At 66.8% G+C, this 14,599-nt stretch carries 12 protein-coding genes; 11 read left to right on the top strand and 1 reads right to left on the bottom strand.

What is annotated here, in order from left to right:
• Positions 1-371: 371 nt before the first annotated feature.
• From GFK26_RS23230 to GFK26_RS23195, 8 genes are all read left to right on the top strand, one after another.
• Positions 372-1,343 (top strand): MurR/RpiR family transcriptional regulator, encoded by a 972-nt coding sequence (locus GFK26_RS23230; RefSeq protein ID WP_153284053.1) that lies wholly within the window; start codon positions 372-374, stop codon positions 1,341-1,343.
• Positions 1,340-2,299, top strand: a complete 960-nt coding sequence (locus GFK26_RS23225) for an isoaspartyl peptidase/L-asparaginase family protein (RefSeq protein WP_153284052.1) — start codon at positions 1,340-1,342, stop codon at positions 2,297-2,299. Before GFK26_RS23230 ends, GFK26_RS23225 begins: the two co-directional genes overlap by 4 nt.
• A gap of 32 nt (positions 2,300-2,331) precedes the next feature.
• Complete coding sequence (locus tag GFK26_RS23220) at positions 2,332-4,209, top strand: dipeptide ABC transporter ATP-binding protein (protein ID WP_153284051.1); 1,878 nt, start codon at positions 2,332-2,334, stop codon at positions 4,207-4,209.
• A gap of 73 nt (positions 4,210-4,282) precedes the next feature.
• Positions 4,283-5,836, top strand: coding sequence for a glutathione ABC transporter substrate-binding protein GsiB (gene gsiB, locus GFK26_RS23215; RefSeq protein ID WP_153284050.1), 1,554 nt, complete (start codon positions 4,283-4,285; stop codon positions 5,834-5,836).
• A 125-nt stretch (positions 5,837-5,961) separates the two neighbouring features.
• The gene (gene gsiC / locus GFK26_RS23210; protein WP_099789688.1) at positions 5,962-6,882 is read left to right on the top strand and encodes a glutathione ABC transporter permease GsiC; all 921 of its coding nucleotides are present in this window, start codon (positions 5,962-5,964) and stop codon (positions 6,880-6,882) included.
• Between the two features lie 10 nt (positions 6,883-6,892).
• On the top strand, positions 6,893-7,819 hold the full coding sequence (gene gsiD, locus GFK26_RS23205; protein ID WP_153284049.1) for a glutathione ABC transporter permease GsiD: 927 nt from the start codon (positions 6,893-6,895) through the stop codon (positions 7,817-7,819).
• A 16-nt stretch (positions 7,820-7,835) separates the two neighbouring features.
• Positions 7,836-8,900, top strand: a complete 1,065-nt coding sequence (locus GFK26_RS23200; protein ID WP_153284048.1) for a P1 family peptidase — start codon at positions 7,836-7,838, stop codon at positions 8,898-8,900.
• A 10-nt stretch (positions 8,901-8,910) separates the two neighbouring features.
• Positions 8,911-9,729: a M55 family metallopeptidase gene (locus GFK26_RS23195; protein ID WP_153284047.1), complete on the top strand. Its 819-nt coding sequence runs from the start codon at positions 8,911-8,913 to the stop codon at positions 9,727-9,729.
• Positions 9,730-9,762: 33 nt separating this feature from the next.
• On the opposite strand, the gene GFK26_RS23190 is transcribed toward GFK26_RS23195, so the two are convergent.
• Complete coding sequence (locus GFK26_RS23190; protein ID WP_153284046.1) at positions 9,763-11,352, bottom strand: methyl-accepting chemotaxis protein; 1,590 nt, start codon at positions 11,350-11,352, stop codon at positions 9,763-9,765.
• Between the two features lie 424 nt (positions 11,353-11,776).
• On the opposite strand from GFK26_RS23190, the gene GFK26_RS23185 reads away from it, so the two are divergent.
• From GFK26_RS23185 to GFK26_RS23175, 3 genes are read left to right on the top strand one after another with little or no spacing between them, the layout of a single operon-like run.
• The gene (locus tag GFK26_RS23185) at positions 11,777-13,555 is read left to right on the top strand and encodes a nitrite/sulfite reductase (RefSeq protein ID WP_153284045.1); all 1,779 of its coding nucleotides are present in this window, start codon (positions 11,777-11,779) and stop codon (positions 13,553-13,555) included.
• The gene (locus tag GFK26_RS23180) at positions 13,552-13,947 is read left to right on the top strand and encodes a DUF934 domain-containing protein (protein WP_153284044.1); all 396 of its coding nucleotides are present in this window, start codon (positions 13,552-13,554) and stop codon (positions 13,945-13,947) included. Before GFK26_RS23185 ends, GFK26_RS23180 begins: the two co-directional genes overlap by 4 nt.
• Before the next feature lie 17 nt (positions 13,948-13,964).
• On the top strand, positions 13,965-14,597 hold the full coding sequence (locus tag GFK26_RS23175) for a phosphoadenosine phosphosulfate reductase family protein (RefSeq protein ID WP_153284043.1): 633 nt from the start codon (positions 13,965-13,967) through the stop codon (positions 14,595-14,597).
• Positions 14,598-14,599: the final 2 nt, after the last annotated feature.

Here is a 14,599-nt window from a genome sequence, read left to right as displayed (position 1 = left end):
TCCAGTCTCATGTTGGTTCCTCGTTCCCCGACGCAAGACGCGCCGCTCGGGATACTCAGGGCTGACCAGAAGGCCGTCAATGTCGCCATGCGACCCGGGCACCGCAGTTAATTCGTTCGTTTTCAACGCGCCAGACCCCGCCCAAGGGATGAAAAGACAACATCAGGGTAATCCCTGAACGTCGCGCCCCAACAGCCCCGAACACGCCGCCCCGCAAGGGAAACACGCCCGATCGCGTGCTCGCCAAAGCCCCTCGCTCCTGGCCCGCTACTTGCGATATCGATCGGAAATGACAGAAAATTTTCATATCTGTCATATATTTGTAAACCGATTTTCATCACCCGCACCCACCCAGGTGCATCGCCCGCCCCATGAGCACCAACGTCGACACCCCAGGCACCACCGTGGCCCAGCGCATTGCGCAGGCGCTGCCGCGGTTGACGCGTTCGCACCGGCAGGTGGCTGACTTCGTGCTCGAGCACCCGCTGCAGGTCGCGACGCTGCCGATCGATGAGCTCGCCGCTGCGGCGGGCGTGTCGGTCGCCACGGCCAACCGGTTTGCGCGCGCGCTGGAGTTCGACGGCTACGCCGCCTTCCGCGCCGAGCTCGTGCGCGGCTTCGAGTCGCTGGTAGCGCCGGTCGAGCGGCTGCGCGGCAACCTGGAGCGTCCGACCACGGTGGCCGAGGTGTTTGCCACGGCGCTCGACGAGAGCCGCCGCAACATCGAAGCCACACGCCAGTCGCTCGACTACGCCGCCTGCGAAGCCGCGGTGCAGCGCATCCTGAAGGCGCGCTCGATCTACATCGGCGGCTTCGGCGCCAGCGCATGGCTCGCGGGGTTGCTGCAGCACGGGCTCGACGGTTCGTGCAACGACGTGCGCATGCTCTCCAGCGTGAGCGGCGTGACGCATTCGGCGCGCTCGCTGATGCACTCGGGCCCGCAGGACCTGTTCATCGGCCTCACCTTTCCGCGCTACCTGACCGACACGGTGGCGCTGGCGCAGATCGCGCGCAGCCAGGGCTGCGCGGTGCTCGCGCTGACCGATCGCCCCAGTTCGCCCCTCGCGCCGCTGGCCGACGTGGTGCTCTATTGCCAGACCGAAACCAGCTACCGCCCCAACTGCGAGACCAGCGTGCTCGCGCTGATCGAGGCACTGACCAGCGCGGTCGCCCTGCGCGCGCCCGGCGCGGCGCAGTCGGCCGGCCGCATCCTGCAAGCAGTGCGCCCGTGGCTGCATGGCGGGCTGGGCCAGGGCCATGCGCGCGGCCAGGTCTCGATGCCTCCCCTCCCCGCCGCCGTCGCTTCCGACGCCGGCAAGAAAAAGAAGAAAGCTTCCCGATGAAGAACGTCACGCCCGTCATCGCCATCCACGGCGGCGCCGGCACCATCAGCGCCTCGACGACCAACCCCGAGCAGGCGCAGGCGTATCACGACGCGCTGCAGACCATCGTGCGCGCCGCGCAGGCCGCGCTGCTCAAGGGCATGTCGGCGCTCGACGCCACCTGCCTCGCGGTCGAGATGCTCGAAGACTGCCCGCTCTTCAACGCCGGCTACGGCGCGGTGTTCACGCACGAAGAAACGCACGAGCTCGACGCCGCCGTGATGGACGGTGCCACGCTCGCGGCCGGCGCCATTGCAGGCGTGAGCCACGTGCGCCGCCCGGTGCGCGCCGCGCGTGCCGTGCTCGAAGACGGCGCCCATGTGCTGCTGGCCGGCGCGGGCGCAGAAGCCTTTGCGCGCGACCGCGGCCTGGAGATGGTCGAGCCTTTCTTCTTCTCGACCGACGCACGCCGCCAGCAGTTGTACCGCGTGCGCGACACGGGCCGTGTGGTCACCGACCACGAAGGCGCCGCCATGACCAAGCCGCCGCTGGACGAAGACAAGAAGTTCGGCACCGTCGGCGCCGTGGCGCTCGACATGCACGGCCACCTGGCCGCCGCCACCTCGACCGGCGGCATGACCAACAAGCGCGTCGGCCGCGTCGGCGATTCGCCGCTCATCGGTTCGGGCACGTATGCCGACGACCGCACCGCCGCCATCTCGTGCACCGGCAGCGGCGAAATGTTCATCCGCGTCGCAGCCGCGCACGACATCTGCGCGCGCATGGCCTACGGCGGCGCCACGCTAGCAGCCGCCGCGCACGCCGTGGTGCACCAATCGCTGCCCGCCATCGGCGGCACCGGCGGTCTGATCGCCGTCGACCGCCACGGCAACCTGAGCCTGGCCTTCAACACCGAAGGCATGTACCGCGGCCACGCGCGCGGCGATGAAGCCCCGGTGACGGCCATCTTCGCCTGACGCATCTGCTCCTCTTTTCTCCCGCACCCGCCATGTCTTCCCCTGCCCTGAATCTGCCCGACGGCCGCGTCCTCGCCGTCGACGACCTCACCGTGCGCTTCTCGACGTCCGAGCGCACCGTCGATGCCGTCAAGAATCTGTCCTTCCACGTCGACCACGGCGAAACGCTCGCGGTGGTGGGTGAATCGGGGTCGGGCAAGTCGGTGACCTCGCTCGCGCTGATGCGGCTGGTGGAGCACGGCGGCGGTCGCATCCTCGGCGGCAGCATGGCCTTCCGCCGGCGCAACGGCGACGTGCTCGACCTGGCGCAGGCACGCGACAGCACGATGCGCGGCATCCGCGGCGCGGACATCGCCATGATTTTTCAGGAGCCGATGACCTCGCTGAACCCGGTGTTCACCGCCGGCGACCAGATCGCCGAGGCCATCCGCATCCACCAAGGCAAGAGCAATTCGGCCGCACGCGCCGAGGCGCTGCGCATGCTGGAGCTCGTGCGCATTCCTGAAGCACGCAACGTGCTCGACCGCTTTCCGCACCAGCTGTCGGGCGGCATGCGCCAGCGCGTGATGATCGCGATGGCGCTGTCGTGCAAGCCGCAGTTGCTGATTGCCGATGAGCCCACCACCGCGCTCGACGTGACGATCCAGGCGCAGATTCTTCAGCTCATCCGCGAGCTGCAGAAAGAGATGCGCATGGGCGTGCTCTTCATCACGCACGACATGGGCGTGGTGGCCGAAATTGCCGACCGCGTGCTTGTGATGTACCGCGGCGACAAGGTCGAAGCCGGCACCTCCGACCAGGTGTTCGCGTCGCCGCAGCACCCGTACACCAAGGCGCTGCTGTCGGCCGTGCCCAAGCTGGGCGCGATGCAGGGCACCGACCTGCCGGCCAAGTTCGAGTTGCTGCGCACCGAAGGCAGCACCGAGACCGTGCCCTGCACCAACACCACGCCGCAGACCACCGTGCGCGAAGACGCCGGCCCGATCCTGCGCGTGCGCGACCTCGTGACGCGCTTCGACGTGCGCAGCGGCATCTTCGGCCGCGTGAAGCGCCGCGTGCATGCCGTGGAAAAGATCAGCTTCGACCTGTACCCCGGCGAAACGCTGGCGCTGGTCGGCGAATCGGGCTGCGGCAAATCGACCACGGGCCGCTCGTTGCTGCGCCTGGTCGAGAGCCAGAGCGGCGCGATCGAGTTCGGCGGCAAGAACATCCGCGAGCTGCCCACGCGCGAGCTGCAGGCGCTGCGCCGCAACATCCAGTTCATCTTCCAGGACCCGTTCGCGTCGCTCGACCCGCGCGTGACGGTGGGCTTCTCGATCATGGAGCCGCTGCTCATCCACGGCATCGCCAAGGGCGCCGAGGCGCAGCAGCGCGTCGACTGGCTGCTGCAGAAGGTCGGCCTGCCGCCCGAGGTGGCGCAGCGCTACCCGCACGAGTTCTCGGGCGGCCAGCGCCAGCGCATCGCGATTGCGCGCGCGCTCGCACTGAACCCGAAGGTGGTGGTGGCGGACGAATCGGTGTCGGCGCTCGACGTGTCCATCCAGGCGCAGATCGTCAACCTGATGCTCGACCTGCAGCGCGAGCTGGGCGTGGCGTTTCTCTTCATCTCCCACGACATGGCCGTGGTCGAACGCATCAGCCACCGCGTGGCCGTGATGTACCTGGGCCAGATCGTCGAAATCGGCCCGCGCCGCGCCGTGTTCGAAGCGCCGCAGCACGCCTACACGCGCAAGCTGATGGCCGCCGTGCCGGTGGCCGACCCGTCGCGCCGCCACAAGCCGCGCGCGCTGCTCGAAGGCGAGATTCCCAGCCCGATCCGCGCCGTGGGCGACGAGCCCGACGTGCCGCCGCTGGTGCAGGTGGCACCCGGCCACTTCGTCGCACGGCACGCCATTGGCGGCGCCTTCTGATCTTCCGAATCCGAACCGTTTTTTCACCCGCAGGCCCCCTGCATTTTTTCCACGAACCGACTGGAGTTCTTCCATGAAGCAATCTTCTTCCTCCCTGCGCTGGGCATCCGCACTGCTGGGCCTGGCCGCGCTGGCCGCCTCGGGCTCGGCACTGGCTGCCAAAGACGTGGTGCTGGCCATCGGCTACCAGCCGGAAACGCTGGACCCGTACAACACCAACACGACCATCACCACGGCCGTGACCAAGACCTTCTATGAAGGCCTGTTCCAGTTCGACAAGGACCTGAAGGTCCAGAACGTGCTCGCCGAGGGCTACGAAGTGTCGAAGGACGGCCTGGTCTACACGATCAAGCTGCGCAGCGGCGTCAAGTTCCACGACGGCACCGACTTCAACGCCGAAGCCGTGAAGGTCACGCTCGACCGCGTGCTGAACCAGGACAACAAGCTGCTGCGCTACAACCAGTTCAACCGCGTCGGCAAGGTCGAAGCGCTGAACCCGACCACCGTGCGCATCACGCTGAAGGAGCCCTTCGGCCCCTTCATCAACTCGCTGGCCCACGCCTCGGCCGCCATGATCTCGCCCACCGCGCTGAAGAAGTGGGGCAACAAGGACATCGCTTTCCACCCCGTGGGCACGGGCCCCTTCGAGTTCGTCGAGTGGAAGCAGACCGACGCCGTCAAGGCCAAGAAGTTCGACGGCTACTGGAAGAAAGGCTTCCCGAAGATCGACAACCTGCAATGGAAGCCGGTGCTCGAGAACAACACGCGCGCCGCGATGCTGCAGACCGGCGAGGCCGACTTTGCCTTCCCCATTCCCTACGAGCAGGCCGAACTGCTGAAGAAGAGCGACAAGCTCGAAGTGGTGGCCTCGCCCTCGATCATCACGCGCTTCCTGGCCTTCAACATGCTGCAAAAGCCGTATGACAACCCGAAGGTGCGCGAAGCCATCGGCTACGCCATCAACAAGGAAGCGCTGTCGAAGGTGGCCTTCGGCGGCTACGCCTTCCCCGCACAGGGCGTGATGCCCCAGGGCGTGAAGTTCGCCGAGAAGATGGCACCCATTCCCTACGACGTGAAGAAGGCCAAGGCCCTGCTGGCCGAAGCCGGCTACCCGAACGGCTTCGAGTCGGTGCTGTGGAGCGCCTACAACAACACGACCAGCCAGAAGACGATCCAGTTCGTGCAGCAGCAGCTCGCACAGGTGGGCATCAAGCTGCAGGTGCAGGCGCTCGAAGTGGGCCAGCGCACCGAGATGGTCGATGCCTGGCCCGATCCGAAGACGGCCAAGGTCCGCATGTACTACACGGGCTGGTCGTCGTCGACCGGTGAAGCCGACTGGGGCCTGCGCCCGCTGTTCGCTTCGGAGTCGTGGGCACCGAAGCTCAACAACATGTCGTTCTACAAGAGCGACGTGGTCGACGGCGCCATCGCCAAGGCGCTGATCACCGTGGACGACAAGGAAAAGGCCGCGCTGTACAAGACCGCGCAGGACGAGATCCGCAAGGACCTGCCGCGCGTGCCGCTGGTCACCGAGCAGAACCTGTCGGCGCACGCCAAGCGCCTGTCGGGTGTGTTCGTGATGCCCGACGCCAACATCAACATCGACGCCATGTCGGTGTCTAACTAAGACCTCCCCCAGGCTTCGCGCACTTCGTGTCGCTACGCCAACCCCCTCACCGGGGGCAACACCTGCGGCCCGGCAAAGCCGGTTCCGCGGTGTTCCCCGAATGAGGATTTGACTGCCTGTTCCCCATGCTGAATTACTTCCTCAAACGACTGTTGGGCCTGATCCCGACACTGCTCATCGTGGCAGTGCTGGTGTTCCTGTTCGTCCACATGCTCCCCGGCGACCCGGCGCGCCTTGCCGCCGGCCAGGATGCCGACGAGCAGACCGTGGCCATGGTGCGCGCGGACCTCGGGCTCGACAAGCCGCTGCCGCAGCAGTTCGTGAGCTTCTTCACCCACATGGTGCAGGGCGACTTCGGCACCTCGATCCGCACGCGGCGGCCGGTGTCGACGGAAATTGCCGAGCGCTTTTTCCCGACGGTGATGCTGACCATCACCAGCATGGTGTGGGCGGTGATTTTCGGCATGGGCATCGGCATCGTGTCGGCCGTGTTCCGCAACCAATGGCCCGACCGCATCGGCATGACGCTGGCGGTGTCGGGCATCTCATTCCCCGCATTTGCACTGGGCATGCTGCTCATGCAGATCTTCTCGGTGCAGCTCGGCTGGCTGCCCACGGTGGGCGCCGCGACCTGGCAGCACTACATCCTGCCCTCGATCACGTTGGGCGCCGCAGTGGCCGCCGTGATGGCCCGCTTCACGCGCGCCTCGTTCGTCGAGGTGATCCAGGAAGATTTTGTGCGCACCGCGCGCGCCAAGGGTGTGCGCGAGCGCACGGTGATCATCAAGCACTGCCTGCGCAACGCGCTGATCCCGGTGGTCACGATGATGGGCCTGCAGTTCGGCTTTCTGCTGGGCGGCTCCATTCTTGTGGAGGCGGTGTTCAACTGGCCCGGCCTGGGCCGCCTGCTGGTCGACGCCGTGCAGATGCGCGACTACCCCGTGATCCAGACGCTGGTGCTGCTGTTCTCGCTCGAATTCATCCTGATCAACCTCGTGGTCGATGTGCTCTATGGCTACATCAACCCGACCATTCGCTACAAGTGAGCACGCAGCCATGACGCAAGCTTCCGGCGTGTCTGCCGAATCCATCGTTCCTCTTTCTCCCGTGGCCGTGGTGCAAACCGCGGGCAAGGTCCGCACGCCCTGGGGCGAATGCTGGCGCCGCTTCAAGAAGCAGCCCGTGGGCATCGTCGCGGCCATCTTCGTGGGGCTGCTGGTGTTCGTCGCGGTGTTCGCACCGTGGATCGTGCCCTTCGACCCCGAGAACTTCTTCGACTACGACATGCTGAACAGCGGGCCGTCGGCCACGCACTGGTTCGGCGTCGATCCGCTGGGCCGCGACATCTTCAGCCGCATCCTGGCGGGCACGCGCATCTCGCTGGCGGCCGGCTTTCTGTCGGTGCTGGTGGGCGGCTTCATCGGCACGGCCTTCGGCCTGCTGGCGGGCTACTACGAAGGCTGGTGGGACCGCATCGTGATGCGCATCTCGGACGTGCTGTTCGCCTTCCCCGGCATCCTGCTGGCGCTGGGCGTGGTGGCCATCCTGGGCAGCAGCATGACCAACGTGGTGGTGGCGGTGTCGGTGTTCAGCGTGCCCGCCTTTGCGCGCCTCGTGCGCGGCAACACGCTGGTGCTCAAGCAGCAGACCTACATCGAGGCCGAGCGCAGCATCGGCGCGTCCGACTGGACCATCATCGTGCGGCACATCCTGCCGGGCACGATCTCGTCGATCGTCGTGTACTTCTCGATGCGCGTGGGCACCTCGATCATCACGGCGGCCAGCCTGTCGTTCCTCGGCATGGGCGCGCAGCCGCCGACGCCCGAGTGGGGTGCGATGCTCAACGAAGCGCGCGCCGACATGGTGACCTCGCCGCACGTCGCGCTGTTCCCGAGCCTGGCCATCTTCTTCACCGTGCTGGCCTTCAACCTGCTGGGCGACGCCCTGCGCGACGCGCTCGATCCGAAGATCGACCGCCAGTAAGTTCTTCGCTCTCTTCATGGCCTCGACGACCTCCCTGCCCTTCATCGGCACCCTGCCTGCGGGCACACGCGACGCCATCACCGACGTCGCGGGCGTCACGGTCGGCCACCGCACGCTGGCCGACGGTCCGGTGCAGACCGGCGTGACCGTGATCCGTCCGCACGCGGGCGATCCGTTCCGCGACAAGGTGCCGGCCGCGGCCGTGGTGCTCAACGGCTTCGGCAAGAGCGTGGGGCTGGTGCAGCTGGCCGAACTCGGCGTGCTGGAAACGCCGATCGCGCTGACCAACACCTTCTCGGTGGGCACCGTGGCCACGGCGCAGATCCGCGACTGCGCGGCGGCCAACCCCGAGACGGGCCGCGCGCTGCCCACGGTGAACCCGCTGGTCTTCGAGTGCAACGACGGTTTTCTCAACGACATCCAGCGGCTGGCCGTGACCGAGGCCGACTACCTGGAAGCGCTGGCCGCTACAGATGCGGACTTTGCGCAGGGCTCGGTCGGCGCGGGGCGCGGCATGTCGAGCTTCCAGCTCAAGGGCGGCATCGGCAGTGCCTCGCGCCGCGTCACGATGGCCGACGGCACGACGTACACGGTCGGCGCGCTGGTGCTCGCGAACTACGGACGCCAGCCGCAGCTGGTGCTGGCCGGACATGCGGTGGGCGAACGGCTCGCGGCACTACAGCGGGCGTCAGAGGAATCGTCGGAGCCCGAGAAGGGCTCGATCATCATCGTCGTTGCCACCGATGCGCCGCTCGACGCGCGCCAGCTGCGCCGCGTGGCACTGCGCGCGGGCGCGGGGTTGGCCCGCACCGGTTCGGTCTTCGGCCACGGCAGCGGCGACCTCGTGCTGGCGTTTTCCACGGCCTACACCGTGCCCGACCGCGCCGACCGGCCCATGCCGGCCGTCGCAATGCTGCACGACACGCTCATCGACGGGCTGTTCCAGGCTGCGGCCGACAGCACCGAGCAGGCCATTCTTCATGCGCTGTGGCGCGCCACGCCGGTCACGGGCCGCGACGGCAACCACCGCGCGGCGCTCGGCGATCTGCTGCCGGCGTCGTCCCTTTCACCTCTCGTCTGAACACACGTCCATGAAAGTCCTGATCTCCACCGACATCGAAGGCGTTGCGGGCGTCTACCACCACGAGCAGGCGCGCCAGGGCAACCCCGAGTACGAACGCGCCCGCGTGCTGATGGCGCAGGAAGCCAACGCCGCGATTGCCGGCGCTTTCGACGCCGGCGCCACCGAGGTGCTGGTGAACGATTCGCACGGCGGCTTTCGCAACATGCCGCCCGACGTGCTCGACGCACGCGCCCGTGTCGTGCAAGGCAAGCCGCGCTACCTGAGCATGGTGGCCGGCGTGGAAGAAGGTGTGGACGCGCTGTGCATGGTGGGCTACCACTCGCGCGCGCAGGGCCGCGGCATCCTCGCGCACACGATCAACAGCTTCGCCTTCGCGAGCATCTCGCTCGGCGATCAGGAACTCGGCGAGGCCGGCCTCTACGGCGCGTTGGCCGGCGAGTACGGCGTGCCGGTCGTGATGGGCAGCGGCGACGACGTGTTCATCTCCGAGAACCAGGCGCTCTTTCCGCAGGCGACCTTTGTGCAGACCAAGAAGGCGACCGGCTTCAACAGCGGCGTGTCGCTCTCGCCGGAGCAATCGCGCCAGGCAATCCGTGCTGGCGTGATCGAAGCGCTGGCCGCGCCTGCCAACGCCCGCCCGCTGGTCTTCAAGGGCCCGCAGATCGTCACGCTGCGCACCCAGTCGCCGATGATGGCCGACCTGTTCTGCCAGTGGCCAAGCTTCGAGCGCGTCGATGGCGTCACGCTGCGCTTCAGCGCCGACTCGGTGGAAGCGGCGGTGCGCATGCTGAACTGCTGCTCGGCGATGTCGGCGATGCTGCGCTGACGCTTTCTCAGGCTCGCTTTCCCGACCTCGCTCTTATCCGGCGTAGCCCAGGGCCGGCGCCGCACGTCGGCCGCCCTGTTCCAGCTTGAACCCGCCGACGATCTTCGACAGGCTGCCCGCCTGCTCCTGAAGCGACTGGGCCGCCGCCGAAGCCTCTTCGACCAGCGCCGCATTCTGCTGTGTCGCCTGGTCCATTTGCGTGATGGCCTGGTTGATCTGCTCGATGCCCGAGGTCTGCTCCTGGCTCGCCGCACTGATCTCGCCCATGATGTCGGTCACGCGCTTCACACTGCCGACGATCTCGTCCATGGTGCGGCCGGCATCGGCCACCTGCCGGCTGCCCTCTTCGACCTTTTCGACGGAGTTGCCGATCAGCGTCTTGATTTCCTTGGCGGCAGCGGCCGAGCGTTGCGCCAGGCTGCGCACTTCGGAAGCCACCACCGCAAAGCCCCGGCCTTGATCGCCGGCACGGGCCGCTTCGACGGCCGCGTTCAGCGCCAGGATGTTGGTCTGGAAGGCGATGCCGTCGATCACGCCGATGATGTCGACGATCTTCTTGGACGAGGCGTTGATCGAGCCCATGGTGTCGACCACTTGCGACACCACGCTGCCGCCCTTCACCGCCACTTCCGACGCGGACGTCGCCAGCTGGTTGGCCTGGCGCGCGTTGTCGGCGTTCTGCTTGACGGTCGAGGTGAGCTCTTCGATCGACGCGGCGGTCTGCTCCAGCGCGCTGGCCTGTGCTTCCGTGCGCGACGACAGGTCCTGGTTGCCCATGGCGATCTGCGTGCTGGCCGTCGAAACGGTCATCACCACGCCGTGCACCTGCAACAGCGAGCCTTGCAAGGCCGCACGCATCAGGTCGAGCGCGTGCAACAGGCGGCCCGTTTCATCCCTGGCATAGCGCGACTGAGGAGCACCCGTCAGGTCCATGTCGGCGATGGACTGCGCAATGGCTTCGGCACTGCGCAGCGGCTGCGTGATGCTGCGGGCCAGCAGCCAGGCCAGCAGCGCGCCCAGCACCAGGCTCACGGTGGAACAGACGATCAGCAGCGTGCGGGTCTGCGCCTGCAGGTCGTTGGCACGGGCGGCGGCGGCGTCGAGCTGCTCGCGCTGCATGTCCACCACCTGCTGCACGCCAGCCAGGTAGCTGGTGGAGGTGGGCTGGAACTGGGCGTCGAAGGCGCGGTTGGCGCCTGCCAGGTCGCCCGTCAGCTTGAGCTTGCTCACTTCTTCCCGCGATGCCAGGTAGGCCTTGCGCAGGTTACCGACCTTCTCGAACAGCTCGCGCTCCGCGGGCTTGACCAGCTTGGTCTCGATGAATTTCTGCAGCTCGTTGGTGTCCTTGATCGACTTGGCCGTGGCGGGTGCGAAGTAATCGATCAGGCTGGCGTCGCTGCTCTTGGCGATGGCGGCGGCGCGCTGCACGCCCGAGGTGGTGTGGCGCAGCCAGTCGGAGCCCGCGCGCTCGGTCTTGACGTTGTCCTGGATCATGGTGTCGATCTCCAGGCTCAGTTGCTGCAGCTTCAGCACCGCCGCGACGCTGGTGGCGAGAAACAGCGCCAGGATGGTGCCCAGCACGAGGGCGAGGCGCTTGCCAATTGAGACATTGCTCAAGAACATGATCGGACTCCAGAAACTCAAGGGGAACGGAACGACGGCGTAAGGCATGGGCAGCGCCGTCGAAATCGGGAAAAAAAAGAGCGGCACGGTGGCGGCTCTCCATGGCTGGATATCGGCAGGCCGGGTGAAAACTTTAGGCAACGTCCGCCACAACGTGCGGCGGCCAATCGCACGCCTGCCCGAACCTCGTTCTGTTCCTAGAATTCCCGGGTCGGCCAGCCTCGCATGGGCGGCCGCGCCTTATCCGGAATAAGCATCCAATCGTCCGGAAACCCGCATGGATGCTGGTGAATATGCTTATCCGGATAAGGCGCGAACCAAAAAATAGTTTGTTTCCATAAGGCCCGCTTTCAGAATCTCGGCTTCTTGCTGGGGCGCCCCGTTTCACGATCGGCACCGCACTTCCTCAAGACACACACGCACGATGTACCAATACACAGAATTCGATCGCCAGTTCGTTCACCAACGCGCTGCCCAGTTCCGCGACCAGCTCGAGCGCTGGCAAAAGGGCCGCCTGCACGAGGACGAGTTCCGCCCCCTGCGCCTGCAAAACGGCTGGTACGTTCAGCGCTACGCGCCGATGCTGCGCGTGGCCGTGCCGTACGGCGAGCTGTCGAGCAAGCAGCTGCGCGTGCTGGCCCGCATCGCCCGCGAATACGACGAGCCCGAAGCCGAGGTCTACCGCAAGGCCATCGAAATCCAGGGCCAGCTCGGCAGCCACAAGCTGCCCACCCACTACGCCCACTTCACGACGCGCCAGAACGTCCAGTACAACTGGATTCCGCTGGCCAAGTCGGCCGACGTGATGGACCTGCTGGCTTCGGTCGACATGCACGGCATCCAGACCAGCGGCAACTGCATCCGCAACATCACGAGCGACGAGCGCGCCGGCATTGCCGTCGACGAGATCGCCGACCCGCGTCCGTTCGCGGAAATCATGCGCCAGTGGAGCACGCTGCACCCTGAGTTCGCCTTTTTGCCGCGCAAGTTCAAGATCGCCATCACCGGCGCCACCGAAGACCGCGCCGCCACCGGCTGGCACGACGTGGGCCTGCATGTGGTGAAGAACGAAGCCGGCGACATTGGCTTTCGCGTGCAGGTGGGTGGCGGCATGGGCCGCACGCCCATCATCGGCACCGTGCTGCGCGAGTTCCTGCCCTGGCAGCAGATCATGAATTACCTCGAAGCGGTGATTCGTGTCTACAACCGCTATGGCCGCCGCGACAACATCTACAAGGCGCGCATCAAGATCCTGGTGAAGGCCGAAGGCCAGCGCTACATCGACGATGTCGAGGCCGAGTACAAGCAGATCATCGAGCACGACGGCGCGCCGCACACCATCACGCAGGAAGAGTACGACCGCGTGGCCGCCTCCTTCGTGCCGCCGACGCTGGCCACCCGCGTGCTGCAAAGCGCCGAGAAGACCGATGCCGAACTGCGCGCCTTCGCCGCCGACGACGTCATGTTCGCGCGCTGGCTCGCCCGCAACGTCGACGCCCACAAGAACCCCGCGCTGCGCGCCGTCACGCTGTCGTTCAAGCGCCTCAAGCAGGCGCCCGGCGACGCCTCGGGCGACCAGCTCGACACCATCGCCGAGCTGGCCGACCGCTTCTCGGCCGGTGAAGCCCGCGTGACGCACGACCAGAACATCGTGCTGCCCTGGGTGCACGCCGAAGACCTGCATGCGCTGTGGCTCGCCGCCCGCGCCGCCGGTTTCGCCAGCGCCAACGTGCAGCTGCTGACCGACATGATCGCCTGCCCCGGCGGCGATTTCTGCTCGCTGGCGAACGCCCGCTCCATTCCCATCGCTGAAGCCATCACCGAGCGCTACCAGGACCTCGACGAGCTCGACGACCTGGGCGAGATCGACCTGCACATCAGCGGCTGCATCAACTCGTGCGGCCACCACCACAGCGGCCACATCGGCATCCTGGGCGTCGACAAGGACGGCAAGGAGTGGTACCAGGTCACCCTCGGCGGCTCCGACGGCTCCGCGCTCAGCGGCGCACCGCAGGCCGGCAAAGTGGTCGGCCCCTCGTTCTCGGCGGCCGAAGTGCCGGGCGTGATCGAGGCCGTACTCACCACCTACCGCGACACCCGTGAAAACGGCGAGACCTTCATCGACACCCTGCGCCGCGTCGGCCCCGACCCGTTCAAGGCCGCGGCCAACGGTGCGCGATTCAAGGTGGAGGAAGCAGCATGAAAAAGACTCTGAACATCCTGGCCGCCGAAGACCACATCGACGACGGCGACCCGAAGGTTTTGCAACTGGCCAACGATGCCGACCCGCTCGCCATCGAGGTCTGCCTGGCCGACATCGAGCGCATCGACCTGAACTTTCCCAAGTTCACCGACGGCCGCGCCTACAGCCAGGCCTTCCTGCTGCGCCGTCGCCTCGGCTTCACGGGCGACATCCGCGCCACCGGCGATGTGCTGATCGACCAGCTGGTGCAGATGGAACGCACCGGCTTCTCCAGCGCCGTGCTCAAGGAAGGCGTGGACGCCTCCGACGCGCAGCGCCAGTTCGACCGCTTCGCCGCGTTCTACCAGGGCGATGCAGTGAAGACCGCGCCGCACTTCGTGGCCGGCGCCTGAGCAGACAAGAGAGCCCCATGAGCATCGCCACCGACATCGACTTCGCACGCATCAACACCGACCTCGGCCGCAACGCCGCGGGCCTGGTGGACTGGGCCGTCGGCCTGGGCCAGCCCGCGATCATCACCACCAACTTCCGCCCGTTTGAAGCCGTGATCCTGCACATGGTCACGCGCGCCAAGCGGGACGTTCCGGTGGTCTGGATGGACAACGGCTACAACACCGAGGCCACCTACCGTTTTGCCGACGAGGTGACGAAGCTCCTGGGCCTGGACTTGCACATCTACCTGCCGCGCCGTTCGCGCGCGCACCGCGAAGCGGTCGAAGGCCCGACGCCGGCGCTCGACGATCCGCGCCACGCCGCGTTCACCGAAGAAGTGAAGCTGGAGCCCTTTGCCCGCGCCCTGCGCGAAACGGCACCGAAGGTCTGGTTCACCGCACTGCGGGCCACCGACACGGCGGTTCGTGCGCAGATGGACCCGGTCAGCGTCAACCCGGACGGCCTCATCAAGGTTGCGCCGCTGCTGCACTGGTCGTCCAAAGAGCTGTACGAATACTGCGAAGCGAACGGCCTGCCCAACAACTTCGATTACGTGGACCCGACCAAGGGCGAAGACAACCGCGAATGCGGCTTGCATCTGTCGCACTGAAC

The organism is Variovorax paradoxus (assembly GCF_009498455.1).
Taxonomy (GTDB): domain Bacteria; phylum Pseudomonadota; class Gammaproteobacteria; order Burkholderiales; family Burkholderiaceae_C; genus Variovorax; species Variovorax paradoxus_H.
The sequence above is the reverse complement of the archived record's forward strand: the minus strand, read 5'-3'. Positions and strand labels throughout refer to the sequence as shown.

Excerpts from the sequence above, each read along its gene's own strand:
- GFK26_RS23180 (WP_153284044.1), top strand. The coding sequence starts at position 13,552 with ATGAAAAAGACTCTGAACATCCTGGCCGCCGAAGACCACATCGACGAC.
- GFK26_RS23195 (WP_153284047.1), top strand. The coding sequence starts at position 8,911 with ATGAAAGTCCTGATCTCCACCGACATCGAAGGCGTTGCGGGCGTCTAC.
- GFK26_RS23200 (WP_153284048.1), top strand. The coding sequence starts at position 7,836 with ATGGCCTCGACGACCTCCCTGCCCTTCATCGGCACCCTGCCTGCGGGC.
- gsiC (WP_099789688.1), top strand. The coding sequence starts at position 5,962 with ATGCTGAATTACTTCCTCAAACGACTGTTGGGCCTGATCCCGACACTG.
- GFK26_RS23185 (WP_153284045.1), top strand. The coding sequence starts at position 11,777 with ATGTACCAATACACAGAATTCGATCGCCAGTTCGTTCACCAACGCGCT.
- GFK26_RS23175 (WP_153284043.1), top strand. The coding sequence starts at position 13,965 with ATGAGCATCGCCACCGACATCGACTTCGCACGCATCAACACCGACCTC.
- gsiB (WP_153284050.1), top strand. The coding sequence starts at position 4,283 with ATGAAGCAATCTTCTTCCTCCCTGCGCTGGGCATCCGCACTGCTGGGC.
- GFK26_RS23190 (WP_153284046.1), bottom strand. The coding sequence starts at position 11,352 with ATGTTCTTGAGCAATGTCTCAATTGGCAAGCGCCTCGCCCTCGTGCTG.
- GFK26_RS23230 (WP_153284053.1), top strand. The coding sequence starts at position 372 with ATGAGCACCAACGTCGACACCCCAGGCACCACCGTGGCCCAGCGCATT.
- GFK26_RS23220 (WP_153284051.1), top strand. The coding sequence starts at position 2,332 with ATGTCTTCCCCTGCCCTGAATCTGCCCGACGGCCGCGTCCTCGCCGTC.
- gsiD (WP_153284049.1), top strand. The coding sequence starts at position 6,893 with ATGACGCAAGCTTCCGGCGTGTCTGCCGAATCCATCGTTCCTCTTTCT.
- GFK26_RS23225 (WP_153284052.1), top strand. The coding sequence starts at position 1,340 with ATGAAGAACGTCACGCCCGTCATCGCCATCCACGGCGGCGCCGGCACC.